Origin of the sequence: Actinorhabdospora filicis (genome assembly GCF_030269765.1) — a bacterium.
Lineage (GTDB): Bacteria > Actinomycetota > Actinomycetes > Mycobacteriales > Micromonosporaceae > Actinorhabdospora > Actinorhabdospora filicis.
In genome coordinates, this window is the sequence record NZ_BSTX01000006.1 from 43,945 (window position 1) to 68,507 (window position 24,563).

The window sequence follows — 24,563 nt, forward strand, 5'->3', positions numbered from 1 at the left end:
ATCTGTGGGGCCGGCTGACACGCTCGCCGGACAGCCGGCCCCACAGGAGGATCGATGCCCCGCTCCAGCGCCGAGGCGACGCCCGCGAAGGAGATGCACGCCCGGGACCTGACCTGCCGGTCCCTCGGCATCGCCCTCGACGAGGCCGCGCCGGGACGGGCGGTGGTCTCCATGACCGCCACCGCCGACATGGTCAACGGCCACGGCATAGTCCACGGTGGATACCTGTTCCTGCTGGCCGACGCCGCCTTCGCCTTCGCCTGCAACTCCTACGGCCCGGTCACCGTGGCGCAGTCGGCGCAGGTGATGTTCCTGCGGCACGCCGAGCCGGGCGACACGCTGGTCGCCGAGGCGCGCGAGCGGTCCCGGATCGGCCGCGCCGGGCTCTACGACGTGACGGTGACCCGCGACGGCGAGGCGATCGCGGAGTTCCGGGGCGCCAGCGTGACCCTCGCCGGGAACCCCTTCGCCGGGCTGACCTGACATGGGCGTGCCCACGCACTGCCCGTACTGCGCGCTCCAGTGCGGGATGTCGCTGGAGCCGGGACCGGCGGTGGCCGCGCGGTCCTTCCCGGTCAACGAGGGTGCGCTGTGCCGGAAGGGCTGGTCGGCGACGGCGCTGCTGGACCACCCCGAGCGTCTGCGTACGCCCACTGTGGACGGTCGCGCGTCCACCTGGGACGAGGCGCTGGACGCGGTGGCCGCGCGGCTGCTGGCGATCCGCGCCGAGCACGGGCCCGACGCGGTCGCCGTCTTCGGCGGCGGCGGGCTCACCAACGAGAAGGCCTACCTGCTCGGCAAGTTCGCCCGGGTGGCCCTGGGCACCGCCCAGATCGACTACAACGGCAGGTTCTGCATGTCCTCGGCGGCCGCCGCCGGGCTGCGCGCCTTCGGCGTCGACCGGGGACTGCCGTTCCCCGTCACCGACCTGGCCGCCGCCGACGCGGTGATGCTGGTCGGCGCCAACGTCGCCGAGACCATGCCGCCGCTGGTGCGGCACCTGCGCCGGGCCCGCGACCGGGGCGGGCTGATCACCGTCGACCCCCGCGACTCGGCCACCGCTGAGCTGGCCGCGCTGCGCCTGCGTCCCCGCCCCGGCACCGATCTGGCCCTGGCACTGGGGATGCTGCACATCGCCGTCGCCGAAGGCCACGCCGACAAGTCCTATCTGGACGCCCGCACCACCGGCTTCGCCGAGGTGTGGCGGGTGGCGGCCGGGTGGTGGCCCGAGCGCGCCGAGGCGGTCACCGGCGTGGCCGCCGCCGACCTGCGCGCCGCCGTGGAGATCCTCGCCGGCGCCGAGCGCGCCTACCTGCTCACCGGGCGCGGCACCGAGCAGCACGCCACCGGCGTCGACCAGGTCACCGGCTGGATCAACCTGGCCCTGTCCCTGGGCCTGCCCGGCCGCGAGGGCTCCGGCTACGGCTGCCTCACCGGCCAGGGCAATGGGCAAGGGGGCCGCGAGCACGGGCAGAAGGCCGATCAGCTGCCCGGCTACCGCTCCATCACCGACCCGGCCGCGCGCGCCCACGTCGCGGGCGTCTGGGGCGTCCCGGCGGAGTCGCTGCCCGGCCCGGGCCGCTCCGCCTTCGAGCTGCTGGACGCCCTCGGCGAGCCCGGCGGGCCGCGCGCCCTCATCGTCTTCGGCAGCAACCCGGCGGTCTCGGCCCCCGACAGCGCCAGGATCCACCGTCGGCTGTCCGCGCTGGACCTGCTGGTGGTCGCCGACCTGGTGCCCTCCGAGACCGCGCGGCTGGCGCACGTCGTCCTGCCGGTGCCGCAGTGGGCCGAGGAGGACGGCACCATGACCAACCTCGAAGGACGCGTCCTGCTGCGCCGCCGCGCCTACCCCGCGCCGCCGGGGACCATGGGCGACCTGCGGATCCTGCGCGAGCTCGCCGTCCGGCTCGGGCAGCCCGCCGAGCGCTTCCCCGACGAGCCGGAGGAGGTCTTCGCCGAGCTGCGCCGCGCCTCGGCGGGCGGCCTCGCCGACTACTCCGGGGTGACCTACGAGCGGCTGCGCGCGGGCGAGGCCCTGCACTGGCCCTGCCCGGACGCCGCTCACCCCGGCACGCCCCGGCTGTTCCTGGACGGCTTCGCCCATCCCGGCGGGCGCGCCCGCATGCGCCCGGCCGAGCACACCGGACCCGCCGAGGCGCTCACCCCGGACCGTCCACTGTGGCTGACCACCGGCCGCGTCCTGGCCCAGTACCAGTCCGGCGCGCAGACCCGCCGCGTCCCCGAGCTGGCCACCGAGATGCGCGTCGAGGTCCACCCCGACACCGCCGCCCGCGCCGGGCTCGCCGACGGCGACCTGGCCCGGGTGGTCTCGGCGCGCGGGGCCTTCACCGCCCGCGTCCACTGCACCACCGGCATCCGCGCCGACACCCTCTTCGCGCCCTTCCACTTCCCCGGGGAGCAGCGCGCCAACCTGGCCACCCACCCCGCGCTGGACCCGGTGAGCCGGATGCCGGAGTTCAAGGTCGCCGCCGTCCGCCTGGAACGGCCATGAGGATCGTCATCGCCGGATACGGCATGGCCGCCGCCCGCCTCGCCGAACGCCTCGGCGGGCACGACGTCACGGTCGTGGGGGAGGAGCCCCGGCCCGCCTACAACCGGCTCCTGCTGGCCAAGGTGCTCACCGGGACCCTGACCGCCGACGACGTCGCCCTCACCGGCGGCGGCACCGCCCGGCTCGGCGTCGCGGTGTCCGATGTGGACCCGCGGGCGCGGCGGGTGACCCTCGCCGACGGGACGGGCCTGCCCTACGACGTCCTCGTCCTGGCCACCGGCGCGCGGCCGTGGACGCCACCGGTGGAGAACCTCGACGCGCGCGTCCTGCGCACCCTCGACGACCACCTCGCGCTGGCCGCCGAGGTCCGGCCCGGCACGGAGATCGCCGTGCTCGGCGGCGGCGTCCTCGGGCTGGAGACCGCGCTCGCGCTGGCCTCGATGCGGGCGCGCGTCACCGTCGTCCAGCCCGCCGGGCGGCTCCTGGAGCGCGTCCTGGACGACACCGCCTCGGCGGTGCTGGAACGGCAGTGCCGCCACCACGGGGTGAGCGTCCTGGCCGGGGCCACCGCCGTGCGCCACGAACCCGGCGAGGGCCTCAAACTCGACGACGGGACCTTCCTGCCCGCCGCGATCGTCATCGCCGCCACCGGCGTGCGGCCCCGCACCGAACTGGCCGAACGCGCCGGGCTCGCCGTCGACGGCGGCGTGATCGTGGACGACGGGCTGCGCACGAGCGACCCGCGCGTGTACGCGATCGGCGACTGCGTCCGCGGCGCGCCGGGCCTGGTCGCGCACGCCTGGCGGCAGGCCGACGTGCTCGCCGAGCGGCTCACCGGCGGCGAGCGCCGCGACGTCCCCGAGCCGCCGGTCACGCGGCTGCGCGCGTCCGGCGTCGACCTCACCGCCTTCGGCCGCCTCGACCCCGACGCCCTGCGCTTCAGCGACCCGGCGGGCGGGCGCTACGGCGCGCTGTCCATCGTGGACGGCCGGGTCGGCGGCGCGGTCCTGCTCGGCCTGCCCGACGCCGCCGCGCACCTGGCCGACCTGCACGCCACCGGCGCGCCCGCGCCCGCCGACCGGCTCGCCCTGCTCTTCGGCCGCGCGCTGCCCGCCGGCGCGGCCCCGGCGGGCGGGCTCGTGTGCCGCTGCGCCGGTGTGACCCGGGCGTTCCTTGTGGACGCCTGGCGCGCGGGCGCCCCCGACCCGGCCGCCGCCACGCGCGCCGGAACCGGTTGCGGTGACTGCCGCGACCGGATCGCCGACCTGATCGCCCGGCTCGAAGGAGAGAGCGCATGAACCGCACCATCCGGCACTGGGATCCGGAGAACCCCGATTTCTGGCGCGACACCGGACGCCGGGTCGCCTCGCGGAACCTGGCCTACTCCATCTTCGTGGAGCACCTGGGCTTCACCGTGTGGCTGCTGTGGAGCATGGTGGTGCTCTACCTCCCGAAGGCCGGTTTCGACCTGTCCGTCGACCAGCTGTTCTGGCTGGTGGCGGTGCCGAACCTGTGCGGGGCGGCCATGCGCCTGCCCTACACCTTCGCGGTGGCCCGCTTCGGCGGCCGCGACTGGACGGTGGCCAGCGCGTTGCTGCTGCTGATCCCCACCGGGCTGCTCGCCTGGTGCGTCACCGATCCCACCACGCCCTACTGGCTGCTGCTGCTCGCGGCGGCCACGGCCGGGCTCGGCGGCGGCAACTTCGCCTCGTCCATGGCCAACATCTCCTACTTCTACCCCGAGCGGCTCAAGGGCTCCGCCCTCGGCGTCAACGCGGCCGGCGGGAACCTCGGCGTGGCCGTCGTCCAGCTCGTCGTGCCGCTGCTGGCGGGTCTCGCCGCGGTGCTGACCGGGCTGTTCTGGATGCCGCTGATCGTGCTGGCGGCCGTGCTGGCCCTGGTCGGCATGGACAACCTCGCCGAGGTCAAGACCGACTTCGCCTCGCAGGGGCGGGCCTTCAAGCGGATGCACACCTGGGTGATGTCCTTCCTCTACATCGGCACCTTCGGCTCCTTCATCGGCTTCTCGGCGGCCTTCCCGCTGGTCATCAACCGCGCCTTTCCCGAGTCGAAGGCGAGCTACTTCGCGTTCCTCGGCGCCCTCGTCGGCTCGCTGGCGCGGCCCGCCGGCGGCTGGCTCGCCGACCGGGTCGGCGGCGCGCGCGTGACCGGCTGGTCCTTCGCGGTGATGGCCGCCGGTGTCGCCGGAGCGCTGTTCGGGCTGGGCGCGCACAGCTTCCCGCTGTTCCTGGGCTCGTTCCTGCTGCTGTTCATCGCCAGCGGCGCCGGGAACGGCTCGACCTACCGGATGATCCCGGCGATCTTCGCCGCCCGCGCCCGCGACGCCATCGACACCGGGACGGCCCCCGCCACCGCGCTGGTCACCGCCAAGCGCGAGGCCGCCGCCGCGATCGGCATCGCCTCGTCCATCGGAGCCTTCGGCGGGTTCCTCATCCCGCGCGGCTTCGCCGGATCGCTGGCCGCGACCGGCGGCATCGAGCTGGCGATGTACGTGTTCCTGGGCGGGTACGCCGTCTTCGCGGTGGTCAACTGGTGGTTCTACCTGCGCCGCCGGGTGCTGGCCACGGTCGGCAGCCTGGCGACCAGCGGGGTCTGAAGCGGCGGGCGTCCCGGCCTCCGGGACGCCCGTTCACCGCCATATGAGGATCACGTCCGCGTACGTGTGCATAAAGGGTGATTCGCGCTAGCCTCGCCCGAAACATCCCCTCGGTGGACGCGGGTGAGCGCATGCGGGACATCCAGCGAGCCGAACACGAGCCCCAGCCCGCCGCGAGCCACCACGCCGAGGTCGTCCCCGTGGCGCACGGGCTCCTGCGCCTCCAGCGCGCCGCCGGGAACGCCGCCGTGGCGGCCCTCATGGGCGGCGGACGGCGGCCGCGCCCGGTGCTGGCGCAGCGGCTCGTCGCGCAGGTCGGCCTCGACGCCGCGCACGACAAGATCGAGACGCTCAATGTGATCGGCCGCCCGCCCAAGACCCACGGCGACTCGATGGGCGACCACACCACCGCCAACATCGCCCAGGTCACCGCCCTGCGCAAGGCCGTCATCGGCAAGACGCCCGCCGAGGCCCGCGCGGCCGTCCTGACGCTGGTCGCGGCGACCGAGGCGCTGCCCGGGCACGCCCGCGCGCCGCAACTGCCGCGGGCGGCGGCGGGCGCGCATCCCGAGCACGGCGACCGCTTCGACGCCGCGCGCGCCCGGGGCGCCGCGCTCGCGGCGGAGCTGGCCGGGGCGGCGGGGGGACGGCTGGTGACCGTCCTGCAGAGCCTGATCACCGCGTTCATGGACTACCGCGAGCTGGTGCCGCTGACGACCCTGAACATCGGGCAGATCAGCAAGGCCATCGCGGGCAAGGGCAAGGGCGAGGCCGCCTACCACGCGATGCTCTCCGCCCCGATCGCCACGGCGCCACCGGCGCAGCTCCAGGAGGGCGTCCTCGGGCTGTGGGACGTGGAGGGGACCGCGCTGTTCGCCACCGAGGCCGACGCCGACGTGGCGTCCTGGGTCGCGCCGGGCGCGGACCTCGCCGACCGGACCTCGCCGATCATCGCCCAGCACCTGGCGTCCATCGAGACCGCCTACCCCGGCGTGATCGCGCGGGCCTGGGGTGACGTGGCGACCGCGACGATCGCGCTCAACGCGGCGCTGGCCCCGATCGTGGCGGAGAAGAAGGCGAAGAACGTGGCCTTCTACAACGGGCGCATCGTCGCGCTCTTCGCGCAGGTGGAGCAGAAGCAGCAGACCGCCGGCGTGGAGACCGGCAGACGGAGGGAGAAGCTGCTCAAGGAGATCGCCACGATCAACGGCGACATCGTCCGGCTCTCCGGCTTCGTCGTGGCCAACGGCGGAGTCGCCTACGTGAAGGGCGACCCGATCCCACCGCAGGCGCCCAACCCGAACCCGCCCAAGCGCAAGCACGACGCCATCGACCGCGAGGAGATCGACCGGCCGGGCACCGCCGCGGCCCTCGTCCTGGCCGCCGACGAGACGGTCACCGAGGTCCTGCTGGAGGGCCGCCCGCCCAACCACCTGCCCGGCACGAGCATGGGCGCGCACAGCACGGCCTGGATCGTCCACCAGGACATCGTGCGGGCCGCGCTGCTGGGCAAGAAGGTCGGCGAGGCCGTCGACGAGCTGCCCGCCATGGGCCGGCGGATCGACGAGATGGTCACCCGCCTGAAGGTCTTCAAGACCGTGCGCGACCCGGACCGGCCCAAGCTGGAGCCGCAGATGGACACCCTGGTCACCGCCGCGAAGGCCGCTCCGGCGACCGCGCGTCCGCTCTACGCGCAGGACGGCGTGACCAAGGCGCTGTCCCACGTGAACATGACCCCCGGGGTCGCCTTCGAGGCCGGTAACACCGACTACCGCAACGAGGCGACGCACCGGGCGGTCCTGCGGACCCACGAGCGGGTGGGCGGCACCGATGAGGCCGACCTGCGGAAGTCGATCATGAAGCTGCTCGACATGAACCCGGTGCCCGGCCGGGCCGCCCGGCTGGTGCTGCTGGACTACCACATGAAGCTGATCGAGTCGGCCTACCCGCGCGGCTACGCCGACTCCAAGTTGGGGGCCAAGGGGTGGACTCCGGCGGGGAGGCTGGCGCTGTGGGTGAAGGCGGCCGCCGACGACTTAGCGCGGTCAGGGCCTGTCCTGCGGGTCTTTGCGGGGCTGCGACGAGCCGATTTCGCCCCTAGCTGCACCGCTCTCCCGGCCACGTACAACACCGGTACGAGGCCGGAAGACCGGCTTGCCATGAACACAGAGCTTCAGAAATGCAGCCGACACCGTCTCGCACCCACAAGACCCACAGGACACACCCTAGAAGGTCTGGAACAGCCCGCCCGGCGGGATCGGCCGGGGCGGCTTGGGGCGCAGGTGCCACTCCTGCTTCGACACCTCGACCAGGGCCTCCAGCAGTGTCACCGCCAGCTCGGGGTGGACGGTGCCGAAGTGGGTGAGCATCAGCGACTGCGCCTTGTCCCTGGTCGTGGACTTCGCGTCCTGACGATCGACGTGGTGGCCGAACTCCCTGTTCACCAGGTCGGAGTGCTGGGCGCGGCCGGGTTTGACGTTCTGCGCGTCGAAGTACTCGTCGCCCAGGCCGAGCATGTGCCCCGACTCGTGGCCGAGGACGTTGGCGCCGTCGGCGGTGTCGCGGTCCTCCTCGAACAGGGACGCGCTGCGCGCGCCGACGTGGCTGCGTTCGGGCCCGGCCGGATCGGGATTCGCCCCGGCGGTCACGATGACCGCCCACAACGCGCCGACGTCCGGCGGGGTCGTCGCCTCGCCGGTGCGGTCGGTGACGACCACCTTCGCTTGCGCCAGCAGAGTCTCCCACCAGTCGTGGTGGCAGTGGAACACGAAGGCCGCCTTGTTCCAGGTGTCCTGGACCTGGTCGCGGAACGCCTGCCGGAACACGTCCTGCCTGGCCTGGGTCCAGCCCACCTTGTCCCGCACGGTCTCCGGGCGCGAGATGGCGCGCGGGTCCTCGCCCTCGGGGATCGGGAACGGCAGGTCGGTGACCTTCCCGCCGGGCCAGTGGAAGACGGTGTGCTCGCGGACGCCGTCCCTGAACTCGAAGTGCACCGGGAACAGCGCGGTCAGCGCGCTCGCGGCCGGCGCGTAGTCGACGTTGAAGCCGCCGACGCCGGTGGAGGGCTGGTGGTTCTTCTTCAGCAGGTGCCCCTGTGCCAGGAACCGCTTCAGCTCGGCGCGGGCGGCGATGAAGGCGGGCAGGTCGCGGTCGTCGGGCGCGGTGAACGGCGGTATCGACGGCGGCCCGAAGGGCGTGCCCGGCGGCCCGCTCGCCGGGACCGGCCCGGGTATCGGAGGAGCGGCGGGTGCGGGCGCGGCGGCCTTGTCGAGGGCCGCTCGCGTGTCCTTCCCGGCGATGCCGTCGGGTTTGAGCCCGTGCGCGCTCTGGAACGCCTTCACCGCCTTCTCGGTGCCCGGCCCGAACTCCCCGTCGGCGCGCACGCCCAGGCGCCGCTGGAGCTCGGCGACCTCCGGACCGCGTGAACCCCGCCGCAGGACGCCACCGGCGACCAGCCGCGACACCGCGAGGTTGCCCGCCAGGCTCTGCAGGGACAGCAGGCCCGGCGCCGACGCCGAGGGCGGCCGCCGCGCGGGCGGCGGGGCGACCCGCTTCTCCCGCTGCATCCGTCCAGTTCAGCAGCGGGCGAAAGGCCCGTCCGGGACATACCGGACGGGCCTTCGCGCAGATTTTTCTACCCGAAAGTCATGAATCGGACGACGGGTGCCATTCCGGGTCACGCCCCAGCCACCCCAGGACCCGCGCCATCGCCGGGGCCTCCGGCGGCACCGCCACCGGCGGCCGGAAGCTCGCACGCTCCCGGTGGCGGCGCGGCCCGTCGGGGACCTCGCGGTGAGCGACGTCCAGCACCGCCGCCACGATGTCGGGATCGAAACCGCACTTCTGCCCGGTCGCGGCCGCCACGTCCCAGCCGTGCACGAGATAGTCCAGCAGGTGGAAGCTCACCGCCCGCGCGTACGGGTGGACGATCCCGTCGTCGATGAACGGCAGCCAGAAACCGCGCGCCGGGTCGGCGGCGGCGAAGGCGGCCAGCACCTCGTCCACCGAGGACGCGTAGTCGGCCGCCGGGGACGGGCCCACTGGCGAGGTCCACGGGCTCCGGTCGGCGCGCTCGCCGCGCGCGGCGGCGGCGAAGCCGCGGTTCTCCCGGATCATGTGCGTCACCAGTTCCCGCACGGTCCAGGGCGCGCAGGGCGTGGGGCCGTCCCACTGCCCGGCGCCGACCGCGGCGACGAGGTCGGCGCTGCGCAGGAGCGTGCGGCGGTGCAGGTCGAGCATCAATCCGCCTTTCGGCCGTACCGGTCGGCCCACCATCGTTCGCCCGACTCGGTCAGCGTGGAGATGGGGTCGTGGTAGGGGAAGCGCTCGTCGAGCCGCTCGGTCTCCTTGAAGACCGACTCGATGCGGTAGTTCTTCGTCCAGTACGAGATGCCGCGTTCCCGGTCGTAGGACACGACCTGGTGCGCCCACCGCTTCCCGACGTAGGGGACGTCCACCACGATACGGGGTGTGGCGTAGCCGGGGAGGTAGCCCATGATGCCCTCCTGTAGCTCCTGGGCCTCCCACACCGAGGTGCGCCAGTGCTCGGCGCCGGGGATCATGTCGCACAGGTAGAAGTAGTAGGGCAGGATGTTCGCCTCGCCCTGGAGCGCGAAGCACAGGTCCAATAGGGACTGCGCGGTGTCGTTGACGCCGCGCATGAGCACGCCCTGGTTGCGCACGTCGCGGACCCCGGCGTCCAGCATCGCCCGGGCCGCCTCGGCGACCAGCGGCGTGACCGACTGGACGCTGTTGGCGTGGGTGTGGATCGCCAGGTTGACCCCGCGCGCGGCGGCCAGCCGGGCGACCTTGGCCATGCCGTCCACGATGGACGGTTGCAGCCAGTGCTGCGGCAGGCCGATCAGCGCCTTGGTGGCCAGCCGGATGTCGCGGACCGAGCCCAGGTCCAGCAGCCGCAGCAGGAACGTCTCCAGCCGCGGCCACGGCACGTTCGCCACGTCCCCGCCGGACACCACGACATCGCGGACCGACGGGGTGCGTTTGAGATAGTCCAGGATCTGCTCCTGCCGGTCGGCGGGACGCAGGCTCAGGCGCGTCTTGGTCACCTGCGGCGTGGACGTGCCGACCAGGTCCATGCGCGTGCAGTGCCCGCAGTACTGCGGGCACGTCGACACCAGCTCGGCCAGGACCTTCGTCGGATAGCGGTGGGTGAGGCCCTCCACCGCCCACATCTCCGCCTCGTGCAGCGAGTCGCGCTGCGCCAGCGGATGGCTCGGCCACACCGGGTCGCGGTCGGAGGCCACCGGCAGCATGTACCGGCGCACGGGGTCCTCGTAGAAGGCCTCGGTGGACGGCTCGCCGCCCGGGACCATCGTGTTCAGCATCTGCGGCGGGAGCAGCATCGACATCGTCGCGTGCCGCGCCATGTCCTCGGCGAGATCGGCGTAGAAGGCCTCGCCGACGAGGCCGCCGAGGACCTCCCGCAGCCGCTTCGGGGTCTGCACGCAGTGCGCGCGCTGCCACTGGGCGTCCCGCCACTCCGATTCGGTGACGTGACGCCAGCCCGGCAGCCTGCGCCAGTCCGGTTCCACCAGCTGAGTCCGGACGTACGCGTACGGCTGCCGGGCAGCGTCGGTGGTCATCGGGCGGCGGGCTCCAGGATCGAGGCCAGCCGCGTGCGCAGCTCGCGCTTGAGGACCTTGCCCGTCGGGCCGAGCGGGTAGGCGTCCACGATGGACACCGCCGCCACGTTCGCCAGCCCGGCTTCGGTGAGCGCCTTGTTCGCCCGCTCCTTGAGCTCCTCGGCCGAGACGGTGACGCCCGGCTGGAGCAGCACCACCGCGACCGGCGCGGAGGCCACCGCGGCGGGCACGCCGACCACCGAGGCGTCCAGCACCAGGTCGTCCACGTCGGCGATGAGCACCTCCTCCAGGGTCAGGCTGTAGACCGGGCCCTCGGCGGTGTCGATGACGTCGACGGTCCGGTCGAGGTGGTAGAAGCGGCCGTCGGCCTCCTTGCGGGCCACGTCGCCGGTCAGCCAGTACCCGTTGAGGCGGAAGGAGTTCGTCAGCCGCTCGGCGTTCCAGTAGCCGAGGGTGATCGACGGGCTCTTGACCGCCAGCATCCCCACCGTCCCGGCCGGGAGCTCGTTGCCGTCGTCGTCGAGGACGGTGGCGTCGGTGACGACCTCGGTGGCCTTGCCGACGCAGCGGTCGTCGCGGGCCGACTCCGGGGTGAAGACCTGCCCGAACAGCGCCATGCCCATCTCGGAGGACCCGAGGCCGTCGATGAACTGCGAGCCCGGCACGGCCTCCTCGGCGGCGGCCTCCGAGGGCAGCAGCCACGGCTTGATCAGCCCGGCGGGCCGCTCGCCGAGGGTGACCAGCCGGCGGATGTGCCCGTAGTGGGCGGAGTCGCCGGTGTTGAACCAGGAGTGGACCCTGGCCGCGCCCTTCACCGGCAGCTCGCCGGTGGCCAGCTCGACGAAGGTGCGCGGGAACGAGGCGATCATGGTCGGCTGGAAGGCCTCCATGACCGGCTCGACCACCGAGCGGCGCCAGTCGCCCATGATGACCTGCGGCAGCCCCAGCAGCGTGGCGGTCATGAAGTAGCTGAGGCCACCGGCGTGGGTGTGCGGCATCAGCGACATCAGCCGGTCGTAGTCCTGGGCGGGGAAGCGGACCATGCGCGGCTGCTTGCCGTCCCAGAACTGGCGGTGCGCCAGGGTCGTGGACTTCGGCGTGCCCGTGGTGCCCGAGGAGTGGATGAGCGCGACGATGTCGTCGGGGGCGTGCCGGTGCGGGTACACCTCCGGCAGTTCGGCGGTGGCCGCGTCGAAGGACGCCACCTCGGCGGCCAGCGCCAGGAACCGCGGCCGCGACTGCGGGTCGGCTCGGTAGGCCGAGGCCAGCCGCGTGGTGTCGTCGGCGACGACGCCGACCACGCCGACGTGGTTGAGGTAGCGCACCATCACGTCCGGGCGCATCGCGTCGTTGATCATCGCCGGGATCGCGCCCAGCGCCGACAGCGCGAGGAAGTGGATCAGCGGCTCCAGGCCCTCGGCCACCACGATGCCCACCGGCTCGCCGGGACGCACGCCCGCCGTGTGGTACCAGCGGGCGTAGCGGTCGCGCAGGGCGGCCAGGTCGTCGAGGCTGTGGCCGCGCAGGGCCACCCGCCCGCGGTGGTCGAGGCGGTGGGTGAAGACGAACGGGACGGAGCGGTTGGGGTTGGACGCCAGGGCGTAATCCAGGAAGTTGCCCGCGCCGAGCTCCGGCTCGGTCATCAGCTTCTGCCTGGCGGAGAGGGGAGCGATCGAGGTCATCGTCGGCCTCCTTTTCGGCTAGTAGGTGGAGAGGATTTCGGCGGCCACCCGGTGGCCGGAGCGGATCGCGCCTTCCATGAGCCCGAAGAACTCGGTGCTCGTCTCGGTGCCCGCCCAGTGGACGCGGCCGCGCGGGGTGGTCAGCGCAGGGCCCAGGCGCGTCCAGTCGCCCGGCCCGAACAGGGCCGCGTAGCAGCCCTTGGAGTAGGTCTCCCCGACCCAGTCGGTGACGTGGAAGGCCACCGGGTCGGGCAGGAACGGAAAGAGCCGCTGCGCCTGCGCCACGGCACTCGCGCGCTGCTCGGCGGGGTCGAGGGCGCCGTAGCGGTGCGCCTCGGCGCCGGTGACGAAACCGGTCAGCACGCCCGCGCCGCCGGGCGGCGAATCGTCCACCGTGGACAGCAGGGGCCCGTGCGCGTTCACCGACCAGCCCGACATGCCGTGCTCGCGCCACACCGGCGAGCCGAAGATCAGGTGGACCTTCACCGCGCAGCCCGGCGCGGTCACCGCCGTCGAGCGGGCCGGGCCCGCCGGCAGCTCGATCCGGTCGGCGAGCACCGGCGGGACCGCGACGACCACCGCGTCCGCCCGGTACGCGCCGCCGTTCCCTCCGGTGCCGTGGACGGTGACGCCGTCCCCGCCCGCCCGCACCGCCACCACCGGCTCGCCGAGCCGGACGTCCAGCGGCGCGGCCAGCCGCTCGCAGATCTGGTGCGCGCCGCCGTCCACCCGGCTCTCCTGCGCGCCGCCCTCGAAGGCGTTCAGGTAGCGGATCCCGCCACCCGAACGCAGGTAGAAGCCCATGTGCAGCACCGAGACGTCGGTGGCGTCGGCGGCCATCATCTCGCCCAGGAACAGCGGGAAGAACAGCCGCGCGTCGGCGTGCGGGACCTCCCGCTCCACCCACTCGGCGACCGTCATCGCGTCCAGCTCGGCCGCGCGGGGGCTCGCCCACGGCGCGTCCGGGCGCACCGCCGCGGTCACCTCGGCCAGCTTCTCGAACAGGTCGCCCAGGGCCACCGCGTTCAGCGGCGGGAACCGCCCGGCGCGGGTGTCGGCGCCGTGGCCGAGCTCGAAACGGCTGTCCCCGCGCATGCCCGTGGGCACCGTGGCCAGGTCCAGGTCCGCCATCAGCTTCAGCAGCTCGGTGTGGCGCTCGCCCAGGTAGGCCGCGCCGGCGTCCACGGTGGAGCCGGGCGCGACCTCGATGCCGTGGGTGCGCCCGCCGACCCGGTCGCGGGCCTCCAGGACGGTCACCGTCGCGCCCGCGGCGACCAGCCGGGACGCTGCGGTCAGCCCGGCCAGGCCCGCGCCGATGACGATGACCCTCACCGGGCACCGTCCGCGGTGTTCAGGTGGCGCTCGTCGCTGCTGACCAGCTTCGCCAGGGCGTCGGGGGTGGGCGCGAGGAGGAAGTCGTCGAAGGACAGCTCCACCCCGCTCACCCGCGCGATGCCGCTGAGGACCCGGGTCGCCAGCAGCGAGTCGCCGCCCAGCTCGAAGAAGTCGGAGTCGCCGGTGATGTCCTCGCTCTCCAGCACCCGACGGTAGATGTCGATCACCCCGTCCACGTTCATGCTTCGCCTCCCTGTTCGTAGCGCCGGCGCGTTCCCGCCCGGTCGACTTTTCCGCTGGCCGTGTGTGCCAGTTCGGGGACCACGCGCAGCCGCCCCGGCAGCAGGTGCGCCGGAGCCGTCGCGCGCAACCGCGCCAGGACCGAGGCGCGCAGCGCCCCGGGATCGGCGTGCGCGGCGGGCACCACGTAGGCGGTCAGGACCGTGCGTCCGGCCGCCGCCATGCCCGTCACGGCCACCGCCGCGACATCGGGGTGGGCGCCGATGAGGGACTCCACCTCGGCCGGGTCGACGCGCACGCCCCGGATCTTCACCTCGCCGTCGAGGCGGCCCAGGTGCAGCAGCCGCCCGTCGGGCAGGCGCTCCACTCGGTCGCCGGTGCGGAAGAAGCCGTCGCCGCCGAAGCGCGCGGCGGTGGCCTCGGGCAGGCCGAGGTAGCCCAGGGACAGCGCGGGGCCGCCGATGAGCAGCTCGCCCTCGGGGGTGACGCGTTCCAGGACGTGCGGCAGCGCGCGGCCGATCGGGACGCGGCCCTCCACCGTCTCGCCGAGCTCGACGGCGTGGGTGATGAGCGTGGTCTCGGTGCAGCCGTAGGTGTTCAGCAGGCGGACGCCGCCGGCGCCGAGCCCGTGCCACTCGGCCAGGCGCGCCGGCGCGGCCGCCTCGCCGCCGATGATGAGCAGCCGCAGTGATTCCGGGAGCGTCCCGCCGTCCTCGGCGAGGTGCCGGACCAGCTCGTGCCAGTAGGCGGTGGGCAGGTCCAGGACGGTGACGCCGCGCTCGGCGGTCATGCGCAGGAAGCGCGGGAAGGAGCCGGTGTGCGCCTCGTCGTCGACGACCAGCGTCGCGCCGGAGGTGAGCGCGGGGAGGATCTCCTCGAAGCAGGTGTCCCAGCTCAGCGAGGCGAACTGGAGGACCCGGTCGGCGGGGGTGACGCCGAAGAGGTCGCGCAGGGCGGCGGTGACCGTGGAGATCGCCCGGCGCGGGGTGACCACCGGCTTGGGCGCCCCGGTGGAGCCGGAGGTGAACAGGATGTACGCGGCGTCCGTACCGTCCACAGGGGACGGCTCGGTCTCGGTGTCGGTCTCGCCGAGCCCGCGCACGTCCACGACGACCGCGCCCGGCGGTGGCGCCTGGCCCGGCGCGGTGACCAGGACCGTCCCGGTCCCGGCGGCGGCGAGCATCGCCTCCTGCCGTTCCTCGGGATAGGCCGGGTCGACCGGCACGTACGCGCCACCGGCGGTCAGCACGCCCAGCAGCGCGATGACCGTCTCCGGGGTGCGCGAGGTGTACACGCCCACCGCGCCCGGGTGGGGGCCGAGGGCGGCGGCGACGGCCGAGGCGCGGGCGGTCAGCTCGCGGTAGCCGATCGGCGCTCCATTGTGGAGGATCGCGGTGCCGGTGTGCGTTCGCACCGCGGCGAGCAGGTCGGGCGCCCCGACGGTGGTCGGGGTCATGGCGAGCTCCCGCCCAGCCAGGCGCCCGATAGCGCGGCGACGGCCGTGCCGTCCAGGTCGGCGAGCTTGGCGGCGGCGAAGTCGCGCGCCCACGCGCCGGTGTAGACCCGGAACGGCGGCGCCGGATCGTCGATGACCTCCGCGATGACCTCGGCGACCTCGGTGGCGGTCTGCGCCCCGGGGTAGCCGGTGGCGCGAACGTGGGCGACGTAGCGCTCCAGGACCTCCCGGTAGGGCCCGGCGTGGTCGAAGAGGGTCTCGGCGGAGATCCCGGCGTTGACCGCGAAGGCGGTCTGCGAGATCGGGCCCGGGACCACCACGGTCACCCCGACGCCCATCGCCCCGGCGACCGGCGCGAGGCTCTCCAGGAAGCCCTCCAGGGCGAACTTCGCCCCGGCGTAGGCCTCGGCGAAGGGCTCGCCGACCAGGCCGCGGGTCGCCCCCACGGCCAGGACGCGGCCGCCGGAGGCGCGCAGGTGCGGCATCGCCGCCGAGGTCACCGCGACCGCGCCGAGGTAGCCGATCTCGGCGATCTCGCGGTACCGCGCCACCCCGGCCACCTCGGCGGTGGTGAGGGGATGGGCGATCCCGGCGTTGTTGACCACGACGTCGAGGCGGCCGTGCGCGTCCACGGTGGACGCGATCGCCTCGCGCGCCGAGTCCTCGTCGGTGACGTCGAGGCGGCGGACGTCGAGGGTCACGCCCGCGTCGGCGGCGGCCTTGCGCAGGTCGTCGGCGCGGGCGGGCTCGCGGACGGTGGCCACCACGTCGTGGCCGCGCGCGGCGGCGGCGACCGCCGCGCGCAGGCCCACTCCCGAGGAGCAGCCGGTGATCAGCACGACGGCTCTGTTCCCGGCGGCTCTGTTCCCGGCGGCTCTGTTCCCGGTGATCATGCCGGCACCGCCTCGGCCTCGGCGGCGGCTTCCTTCTCGCGCTTGAGCAGCGCGTGCGTCCCCACCATCGGCAGGGCCGCGAAGAGCGTGCCGATGAGCGTCCCGATGACCATGGTCAGCCGGGTCGCGCCCAGGTCGCCCAGGTGCGGGGTCATCAGCTGCACCATGAGGCCGCCGGCGAAGACCGAGACGGGGATGATGCCCCAGGTCGCGGTGCGGAACGCGGCGTGCGAGACGGCCTGGTCCTCGGGCTTGACCCGCTCCTGGCGCACACCCGAGGCGGAGACGTTGTACCAGACCATGAACACGCCGTAGAGCGACAGCGTCGCGCCCAGCACGTAGGCCGCGGGCAGCATCGGCGCGGCCAGGATCCCCAGGCCCACCACCGAGTGCAGGAACACCGACCAGGGCGCCATGCGCGCCGGTCCCGCCTTCGCGGCGACCTTGCGGGCGGTGAGGGCGCCGATCACGGCGAAGACGGCCGCGACCGACATGACCACGCCGAAGGTCCGCACCGACAGGCCCAGGCCCCGGTAGGCGAGCATCGGGGTGACCGTCACGAAGATCGGGCCGCCGATGTTGGCCAGCAGCGTCGCCAGGAGCGTGCCGCGCAGGACCCGGTCGTCCCAGTTGAGGCGGATGCCCTGCTTCAGGCGGCTCCACATGGGCTGCGCGGGCGGCTTGTCCGTCCCGTATGGACGCATCGCCCGCAGCCCGGCGGCCGACACCAGGTAGGTGACCATGTCCACCACCAGCGACCACACGCCGATGAGGGCGTACAGGCCGGAGGCGATCGCGGGACCGACCACCTCCGAGGTCGTGCGGCTGGTCTCCAGGTTCGAGATGGCCTTCACCCGGTCGTGCACCGGCACGATCGAGGAGATCGTGGCCGTGTAGGCCAGGTTGAAGAAGACCGAGGTGGCGCTCACCGCGGCCACGCTGAAGAAGATCAGCGGCACCGACAGGAAGTCCAGCCAGTAGGCCAGCGGGATCAGCGCGATCGCGGCGAAGCGGATCAGGTCGCAGGCGATCAGCGTCCACCGCAGGTTCCAGCGGTCCACCAGGACCCCGGCGACCAGGGACAGCACGGGGATGGCCACGTACTGCGCCATGCTCACCAGGCCCACCTGGAACGCCGAGGCCTGCAGGGCCACGATCATGAGCGTCGGGACGACGAAGAGGTTGATCTTGTCGCCGATGAGGCTCACCGACTGCCCGGCCCACAGCAGGTTGAAGTCCCGCCCGAGGCCGACGCGGTCCTTGAAGGTCACTGGACCCTCCGCACGATCAGGTCGGCGGTCTTGCCGGTGCGCTCGTTGCTGACCGGCTCGTCGACCAGCACGACCTTGAACCCGGCCGGGTCGGTGCGCAGGACGTCCCGCAGCGCGAACGTGGTCGCCAGCACGTGCTCGTGCAGGCGGTCGGGCAGATCGCGGGTCGCCTCACGGGCCGGGCACACCAGCAGTTCCAGGGTCGGCAGCCGGTCGGCGAACTCGTTCATCCGCAGCTGCGCGCGCGAGACGCCCGGCCAGGAGCCGACGTCGGCGATCATCGCGTCCACGTCGATGCCGACACTGCGGAACTTCACCACGCCGTCGCGGCGGCCCAGCAGCCGCAGCGCGCGTCCCTCGGCGCCGCAGGCGCAGTCCACCCACTCCCCGGCGTCGCCGGTCTGGTACCGCAGCACCGGGTTCAGCCCGTGCGGCTTCAGCGAGGTGAAGTCGATGAGCTGATCGGCGCCCACGTGCGCCAGCTGCGAGGGCAGCAGATGCCAGGTGTCGTCGGGGCAGTCGGGCGTGTTGGTGCCCAGGACCCACGTCTCGGTCGAGCCGTACAGGCCCCAGCGGCGCGCGTTCGGCGCCACCGCCGGGATGTCGGCGTCCAGCTGCGGATGCCAGGCCTCGCCCAGCCACAGCACCGAACGCAGCTCCGGCAGCTTGATCCCGTTCTCCCGCGCGTACCCGAACAGCGCCCGCAGACCACTCGGGGAACCACCGATCGCGGTCACCCCGCGCTCGATGAAGAACCCGAACCAGTCGTCGTACTCGTGCTTGCCGATCGAACCCAGCGGGACGCCCGTGCAGCCGGTCAGGTCCGCGTAGGCCGCCACCAGGTAGTGACCGCCCCACAGCTTGCCCGCGCTCCACCCGTTCACGAACAGGTCATCGGGACCGATCGGCTTCCACTGCTGGTGCACCTCGGCCATGTACAGGCCCGTCGGCGCGAAACCCAGCTTCGGCGAACCCGTGGTCCCGCCGCTCTGGAACATCCACGTCGCGCCCTCCCGCGCCCGCGGCTTCAGATGCGCCAGCGCCACGTTGATGTCGTCGCGCTGCATGACCGGCACGTGCACCAGGTCTTCGAGGCTGTCCAGGGTGACCACGTCGGTGTAGCGGTCGGCCAGGTCGGGCACCGAGCGCAGCCGGTTCAGGATGTCGCGCGCGATGTCCCGCGCGCCGGGGAACCCGGAGGAGAAACCGCTCATGGCTAGGCGTCCTTTCGGAAGAAGCGCGTGTGGGCGTCGCGGTAGGCGCCGAAACGGGCCGCGATCAGCTCCCGCTGCGTCCGCACCGCCTCGGGGTTCGTGGGATCGGGGCAGATGATGCCGCCGTCCAGTTCGATCTCCGACAGCCAGAAGCGCTCGCCGTCGAAGAGGAAGTCCACGCACAGGAACGGCACCGGGACCTTCGCCGCGAAGTACGGGACGGCCTCGGCCAGCTCCTTCGGCATGTCCACCCAGGCGACCTTCGCGCCGGTGGAGAACTGCGGGTACAGGGCACCGTCGCCGGGCGCGCGCAGCAGCACCCCCAGCGGCTCGCCGTCGATCAGGAACACCCGGAAGTCGGCGGTGCCCGAACCCAGGTACGGCTGGAACACCAGGGTCGTGTCGCCGCCCTGCGCCAGACTCAGCAGACCGCGGACGTCGTGGTCGTCGCGCGCCAGGTTCACCCCGCGCGAGGAACCCCACCCGGCGGGCTTCGCCACCGCCGGATAGGTCAGGCCCGCGATCGAGGAGACGTACTCGTCGTAGATCAGGTCGCGGCCGGTGCCGATGCGGACCGTCGGGATCGGCGGGACCGGCGAGTCCTTCAGCAGCAGGATCGTGGCCAGCTTGTCGTTGACCGTGGCCGCCAGCTCCGGCGGGTGCGGCAGGTAGAAGCCGGCGTGCTCCAGCACCGAGTAGAGCGTGTACTGGGTGAACGCGTCGCCCATCTGGTAGGCGAGGGTGTACAGCGAGGTGAGGAACACGGTGTCCTCGGGCGTCACGCGCTCGCCGTCGATGTAGACCTTCACGTCGTGGACGTCGAGGGCGTCCACGGTGACCGCCTCGGGCGCGACGCGCTCCCAGGACAGGTCCAGCTCCTTGGCGACCTCGGCGTAGGTCTGCCAGAAGGCCGCGCTCCACTTGGCGTTGTTGCGGGTGGACTCCCGGTCCGGGAACAGCCAGACCAGGCGCCGTAGACGTGACTCGCTCATCGATTCCCCATTCGGCGGACGCGGGTGACGGACCGGGCGAGTCTGGCAACGGGCGCCACAGATCCACTGCGAAAGCGCAGGTGGCCGGGCGTGGCCGATCTGTGGCCGATCTGTGGGGGGCGGCGCGATCATCGCCGGGTCGCAAGAACCGTCCACCGTGGAGGGCCGACCCCATGACCACGCAGAAGCACGTCGCGATCGTCGATGTGTACGCGCCCAACCGGCGCCTGGCGCCGGCCTTCCGGGAGGCCGGGTACCGGGTGGTGCGGGTGCAGAGCACCCCCGATCCGCCGCTGGTGTACCGGGCCGCGCCCTTCGACCTGTCGCCCTACGAGGCCAACATCGCCCACGACGGGGACCTGGCGGCCACCGTCGCGGCCCTGTCGGCCTACGCGCCCGAGGCGGTCATCGCCGGTGGCGAGCTGGGGGTGGAGCTGGCCGACGCGCTGTCGGAGGCGATGGGGACGCCGGGCAACGGGACCGCGCTGAGTCCCGCCCGTCGCGACAAGTACGTGCAGATCGAGACGCTGCGGGCGGCGGGGCTGCGCGCGACGCGGCAGATCCTGGTGCCGGGACCCGATGAGCTGGCCGCCTGGCACCGTGAGCTGGGCGGGCGGATCGTGGTGAAGCCGGTGCGCAGCGCGGCCGGCGACGGTGTGTCCTTCTGCGACACTCCGGAGGAGGCGGTGGCCGCCTACCACCGGATCCTGGCCGCCGAGAACGTCTTCTCCGAGCCCAACCGGGCGGTGGTCGCCCAGGAGTACCTGTGGGGCGGGGAGTACGTGGTCAACACCGTCAGCCGCGACGGGCAGCACCACGTCACCGACCTGTGGAAGTACGAGAACCTCTCGGCCAACGGGATCCCGGACCTCAGCTGCGGGGTGCGGCTGCTCCCGAGGCACGGCGCCGCGCAGGACGCGGTGGTGCCCTACGCCCTGGAGGTCCTCGACGCCCTGGGCATCGCGCACGGCGCGGCGCACCTGGAGATCAAGCTGACCCCGGAGGGGCCCTGCCTGGTCGAGGGCGGGGCGCGCATGGCCGGGTTCGACACGCCCTTCTACGCCGCCGAGTGCATCGGCGAGGCGCAGAAGGAGTGGCTGGTGGACGCCTACGTCCGCCCCGAGCGCTTCGCCGCGCGGTGGAAGGACGACTACGAGCTCAAGAAGCACTTCGTCACCGCGCTGATGGTGTCCACCCGGGACGCCGAGCTGGTGTCCTATCCGCTGCTGGGCGAGGTGGAGCGGCTGGAGAGCCTGTTCGACGTGCGGCCGCAGGTGCGGCCGGGCGGGCGGCTGCGCCGCACGGTCGACGACATGACCACGCCGTTCATCGTCAACCTGTGCCACCCGGTGGAGGAGATCGTCGACCGCGACTTCGGCACCCTGCGTTACCTGGACGGCCCCGGCTTCTACGAGCTGGCGGAGTCTTGATGCGCCCGCACGTGGTCGTCGTGCACCGCTGGCTGGCGCGCTACGCCGAGTACGAGCGCTACCTCGACCACGCCTTGTACGCCGTCACCTACGTGACCACCGAGGTCGGCGTCGCGGGTGTGCCGGCGAGCGCGGCCGGGATCGCGATCGTGGCCGCCACCGACGATCTCCCGGCGGTCGCCGACCGGGTCAAGCAGCTGGCTGTGGAGCACGGTCATCCGGTGGCGATCGTGGCCTTGAAGGAGGACGACCTGACGGTGGCGGCGCAGTTGCGCGCCGAATGGGACTGCCCGGGGCCGACGCCGGAGGACCTGCTGCCCTTCCGCGACAAGCTGGTGATGGCCCGGCGGGTGGCGGCGGCGGGGCTGGCGGTGCCGGACTTCGCGCCCGCGCCCGACGCGGCGTCGGTCATCGCCTTCGGCGAGGCGCGCGGCTGGCCGGTGGTGGTGAAGCCGCGGGTGGGCAGCGCCAGCCAGAGCGTGTCCATCGTGGACGGTCCGGGCGCGGTGGCCGGGCTGGACCTGGACACCGACGGCCCGTTCCTGGCGCAGGCCTTCGACTCCCGGGCGATCCTGCACGTGGACGGGCACTTCGACGGGCGCGAGGTGGAGTGCGTGCGCGTCTCGCGCTACCTGAACACCTGCGTGGGCTTCCGTACCGGGGACGTGCTCGGCTCGGTCGAGGTCGATGACGCCGCGCTCATCGCGACTATCGCCGCTTTCACCCGGGACGCGATGGCCGCGCTGACCTCGCGGCCGACGGTCTTCCACCTGGAGGTCTTCGCCGGGCCGGAGGGGGTGGCGTTCCTGGAGGTGGGCGCGCGCGTCGGGGGAGCCGAGATCCCGTTCCTGTGGCGGGAGGTGCACGGCCACGACCTGATGCGCACCGGTTTCCTGTTGCAGATGGACGTCGTGCCGCCACCGCCGCCGGGTGACCTGGGCGCCGAGATCGGCGGGTGGCTGCTGGTCCCCGCGCCCGAGGAGCGTCCCTGCCGCATCACCGGTGTCACGTCGATGACCGGGCGCGTGCCAGGTCCCTACGCCGAGGGGATCCTGCGTCCCGGTGAGGTGCTGCCCGCCGCCGACGCCTATTACGAGCACGTCGGCGGGCGCTTCCGCTTCCGGGGGGCCAGTTCGGCGGAGGTCGCCGCGGCGATCGAGGCCACCGCGCGCGACTTCCGGGTGAGCGCCGAGCCGGTGTGACCGTCCACTGTGCGCGAATGTGCGCACAGTGGACTTTTCGTCGTCCGGGGCGGCGCGCGGCGGCCGGACCTGGGAGGATCGGTTCCGGATCCGGTGCCCCCACGAGGTTTCTGTTCTGTGTCAAGCTGTGTGGAAAGCGGTGAGATCAGCAGAAACGGGGCGATGCCGATGTACCGCGTCATGATCACTTTGCTGTGCCTGGGGGCGCTGGCGGGGAGCGCGCCGGTGCGGACGACCGGATGCGGTCCCGTCCAGCCGCGCTGGATGCGCTTCCGCGTCAACACTCCCGCCCATGCGCTGCCCGCCGGGGGCAGCCCGGTCCGCGTCCGCTTCTCCACGCCGCAGATCGTCGACGGCGAATGTGTGAGCGCGGCCGGTAACCATTGGTGGCGGCTGGACATGGGCACCCATCACCTCTATGTCTACGACGGGTACCGGCTGTGACGATTTGTACCGGGTCTTTCCTGACACTGGCGGGTTTCTGCCGCAGTTAGTCCGATTAGGACACAGGCTGGATAGGATGCGCGCGCCCGGTGATCATCACCGGGCATCCCCTCATGAAGGAGACCCATGCGTCCGATCCGGCTCATCGCGGTCGCGGCCCTCGCCGTGCCGCTGCTGGCCGTACCGACCGCCGCGGCGACCGCGCAGGACGCCCCGGCGTCCGTCGCGGCCGCCAGCCCGCTGCCCTTCGACCTCCCGTCCCGGGACGTCCTGGAGGCCAGCGGGAAGAAGGTGTTCGCGCATTACTTCACCCAGTTCCGCATCTCGGTGGACAACAAGGACGGCGCGAGCGACTACTACGTCAACGAGTACCTCAACCCCAAGGGCGAGGACTACCAGAAGGACACCGACGGTGACGGTGTTCCCGACACCACCGTCTACCCGCACGAGGCCTACGGCGGCTACCTGCGCGACCGGCCCCTCCCGCGCGGCGTGCTGCCCGGCGACTGGCAGTACGCCGACGCCGTCACCGAGGTGACCCGGGCGGTCCAGGCCGGGCTCGACGGCTTCACCGTCGATCTCCTCAGCGTCAACCAGACCAGCTACCACTGGCAGACGTTGCTGCGGCTGATGAAGGCGGCCAAGCAGGTCGATCCCGACTTCAAGATCGTCATCATGCCGGACATGAACGCCGGGACGATCAAGTCGCTGACGCCCGTCCAGCTGGCCGACGCCATCAGCCCGCTGTTCAAGGACGCCTCCACCTACCGGCTCACCGACGGGCGCCTGGTCGTGGCGCCCTTCAAGGCCGAGAACCACGACGCGGCCTGGTGGACGTCGTTCAAGACGGAGATGGCGAACAAGTACGCCGAGAACGTCGCCCTGGTGCCGTTCACGCTCAACTTCAACGCCACCTTCGACAAGCTCAAGTCGGTCGCCTACGGCTTCTCCGAGATGGAGTACGGCACCCCGGCCCTGCAGGACTCGCTGCCCACGAAGATCGCCACCGCGCACAACGCGGGCGTGAAGTTCATGGCCAGCCTGTCCCCGCAGGACAGCCGTCCCAGCCAGGGCAACTACTACGAGGCGAACAACAGCGAGAACCTCCGCCGCGGCTGGACCAAGGCCATCGACGGCGGCGCCGACTGGGTTCAGCTGATGACCTGGAACGACTACTCGGAGAACCACCAGTTCTCGCCGTCGGTGCGCAACGGCGGCGTGTGGCTGGACCTGTCGTCCTACTACCTGACGCGCTTCAAGACCGGCGCCTACCCGGCGATCGTGCGGGACGTGACGTACCTGGTGCACCGCAACCAGTTCGCCGCGGCGAAGCCGAGCTCGGGCACGCAGACGAAGTTCCAGGTGGTCCGCGCCAACGGCGGCACGCCCAGGGACAGCGTCGAGGTCCTGACGTTCCTGAAGGCGGCGGCGACGGTGACGCCCACGATCGGCGGGAAGGCCGCGGCGGCCTACTCGGCACCGGCCGGGGTGACGTCGAAGCTGTTCCCGCTGGCCTACGGGCTGAACTCGGCCGTGGTGGCCCGCTCGGGCGTCACGGTGTGCACGGCGACGTCGCCGTGGGAGGTCAAGTCGCAGTTCACCGTGCAGGACATGCTGTACAGCGCGGTGAGCAGCTCCCGGTAGGGGAGCCCCGAGGGGATCGCGGGCGGCG

Annotated in this window: 20 protein-coding genes; 8 read left to right on the plus strand and 12 right to left on the minus strand. The window is 72.9% G+C overall.

The window, feature by feature from the left end:
* The first annotated feature begins 54 nt into the window (after positions 1-54).
* From paaI to QSK10_RS30915, 4 genes are read left to right on the plus strand one after another with little or no spacing between them, the layout of a single operon-like run.
* On the plus strand, positions 55-483 hold the full coding sequence (gene paaI / locus QSK10_RS30900; RefSeq protein ID WP_285666953.1) for a hydroxyphenylacetyl-CoA thioesterase PaaI: 429 nt from the start codon (positions 55-57) through the stop codon (positions 481-483).
* 1 nt (position 484) lies between these two features.
* Complete coding sequence (locus tag QSK10_RS30905) at positions 485-2,512, plus strand: molybdopterin oxidoreductase family protein (protein WP_285666954.1); 2,028 nt, start codon at positions 485-487, stop codon at positions 2,510-2,512.
* Positions 2,509-3,810 carry an FAD-dependent oxidoreductase gene (locus QSK10_RS30910; protein WP_285666956.1) on the plus strand — a complete coding sequence of 434 codons (1,302 nt, stop codon included), beginning with the start codon at positions 2,509-2,511 and terminating at the stop codon, positions 3,808-3,810. The genes QSK10_RS30905 and QSK10_RS30910 overlap by 4 nt, the downstream gene beginning before the upstream one ends.
* Positions 3,807-5,129: an MFS transporter gene (locus QSK10_RS30915; RefSeq protein ID WP_285666957.1), complete on the plus strand. Its 1,323-nt coding sequence runs from the start codon at positions 3,807-3,809 to the stop codon at positions 5,127-5,129. Before QSK10_RS30910 ends, QSK10_RS30915 begins: the two co-directional genes overlap by 4 nt.
* A 50-nt stretch (positions 5,130-5,179) precedes the next feature.
* Here the strand turns inward: QSK10_RS30915 and QSK10_RS34340 are convergent, their stop codons facing one another.
* The 12 genes from QSK10_RS34340 to QSK10_RS30970 form a co-directional block, all read right to left on the minus strand.
* Positions 5,180-7,051 (minus strand): thioesterase domain-containing protein, encoded by a 1,872-nt coding sequence (locus QSK10_RS34340; protein WP_432705385.1) that lies wholly within the window; start codon positions 7,049-7,051, stop codon positions 5,180-5,182.
* A 303-nt stretch (positions 7,052-7,354) separates the two neighbouring features.
* Positions 7,355-8,695, minus strand: a complete 1,341-nt coding sequence (locus QSK10_RS34345; RefSeq protein WP_432705386.1) for a peptidoglycan-binding domain-containing protein — start codon at positions 8,693-8,695, stop codon at positions 7,355-7,357.
* 79 nt (positions 8,696-8,774) lie between these two features.
* The gene (locus QSK10_RS30925; protein ID WP_285666960.1) at positions 8,775-9,368 is read right to left on the minus strand and encodes a TIGR03086 family metal-binding protein; all 594 of its coding nucleotides are present in this window, start codon (positions 9,366-9,368) and stop codon (positions 8,775-8,777) included.
* Positions 9,368-10,732 (minus strand): KamA family radical SAM protein, encoded by a 1,365-nt coding sequence (locus QSK10_RS30930; protein ID WP_285666961.1) that lies wholly within the window; start codon positions 10,730-10,732, stop codon positions 9,368-9,370. The genes QSK10_RS30925 and QSK10_RS30930 overlap by 1 nt, the downstream gene beginning before the upstream one ends.
* On the minus strand, positions 10,729-12,414 hold the full coding sequence (locus QSK10_RS30935) for a class I adenylate-forming enzyme family protein (RefSeq protein ID WP_285666962.1): 1,686 nt from the start codon (positions 12,412-12,414) through the stop codon (positions 10,729-10,731). The genes QSK10_RS30930 and QSK10_RS30935 overlap by 4 nt, the downstream gene beginning before the upstream one ends.
* 18 nt (positions 12,415-12,432) lie before the next feature.
* Positions 12,433-13,746 (minus strand): flavin monoamine oxidase family protein, encoded by a 1,314-nt coding sequence (locus QSK10_RS30940; RefSeq protein ID WP_285666963.1) that lies wholly within the window; start codon positions 13,744-13,746, stop codon positions 12,433-12,435.
* The gene (locus tag QSK10_RS30945) at positions 13,743-13,991 is read right to left on the minus strand and encodes a phosphopantetheine-binding protein (protein ID WP_285666964.1); all 249 of its coding nucleotides are present in this window, start codon (positions 13,989-13,991) and stop codon (positions 13,743-13,745) included. The genes QSK10_RS30940 and QSK10_RS30945 overlap by 4 nt, the downstream gene beginning before the upstream one ends.
* Positions 13,988-15,445 carry an amino acid adenylation domain-containing protein gene (locus QSK10_RS30950; RefSeq protein WP_285666965.1) on the minus strand — a complete coding sequence of 486 codons (1,458 nt, stop codon included), beginning with the start codon at positions 15,443-15,445 and terminating at the stop codon, positions 13,988-13,990. Before QSK10_RS30950 ends, QSK10_RS30945 begins: the two co-directional genes overlap by 4 nt.
* A complete protein-coding gene (locus QSK10_RS30955) occupies positions 15,442-16,338 on the minus strand; it encodes an SDR family NAD(P)-dependent oxidoreductase (protein ID WP_285666966.1) in 897 nt (298 codons plus the stop codon). The genes QSK10_RS30950 and QSK10_RS30955 overlap by 4 nt, the downstream gene beginning before the upstream one ends.
* Positions 16,335-17,609: an MFS transporter gene (locus QSK10_RS30960; RefSeq protein WP_285666967.1), complete on the minus strand. Its 1,275-nt coding sequence runs from the start codon at positions 17,607-17,609 to the stop codon at positions 16,335-16,337. The genes QSK10_RS30955 and QSK10_RS30960 overlap by 4 nt, the downstream gene beginning before the upstream one ends.
* Positions 17,606-18,823, minus strand: coding sequence for an AMP-binding protein (locus QSK10_RS30965; RefSeq protein WP_285666968.1), 1,218 nt, complete (start codon positions 18,821-18,823; stop codon positions 17,606-17,608). Before QSK10_RS30965 ends, QSK10_RS30960 begins: the two co-directional genes overlap by 4 nt.
* A 2-nt stretch (positions 18,824-18,825) precedes the next feature.
* On the minus strand, positions 18,826-19,815 hold the full coding sequence (locus tag QSK10_RS30970) for an ATP-grasp domain-containing protein (protein WP_285666969.1): 990 nt from the start codon (positions 19,813-19,815) through the stop codon (positions 18,826-18,828).
* A 173-nt stretch (positions 19,816-19,988) separates the two neighbouring features.
* Between QSK10_RS30970 and QSK10_RS30975 the strand changes: the two genes are divergently transcribed.
* The 4 genes from QSK10_RS30975 to QSK10_RS30990 all read left to right on the plus strand — a co-directional run bounded on the left by QSK10_RS30975 (position 19,989) and on the right by QSK10_RS30990 (position 24,535).
* On the plus strand, positions 19,989-21,245 hold the full coding sequence (locus QSK10_RS30975; RefSeq protein WP_285666971.1) for an ATP-grasp domain-containing protein: 1,257 nt from the start codon (positions 19,989-19,991) through the stop codon (positions 21,243-21,245).
* The gene (locus QSK10_RS30980; RefSeq protein WP_285666972.1) at positions 21,245-22,447 is read left to right on the plus strand and encodes an ATP-grasp domain-containing protein; all 1,203 of its coding nucleotides are present in this window, start codon (positions 21,245-21,247) and stop codon (positions 22,445-22,447) included. The genes QSK10_RS30975 and QSK10_RS30980 overlap by 1 nt, the downstream gene beginning before the upstream one ends.
* Before the next feature lie 162 nt (positions 22,448-22,609).
* Positions 22,610-22,891, plus strand: a complete 282-nt coding sequence (locus QSK10_RS30985; RefSeq protein WP_285666973.1) for a hypothetical protein — start codon at positions 22,610-22,612, stop codon at positions 22,889-22,891.
* Positions 22,892-23,017: 126 nt separating this feature from the next.
* Entirely contained in the window at positions 23,018-24,535 is a 1,518-nt protein-coding gene (locus QSK10_RS30990; RefSeq protein ID WP_285666974.1) for a glycoside hydrolase family 71 protein, read from the plus strand.
* The last annotated feature ends 28 nt before the right edge of the window (positions 24,536-24,563 follow it).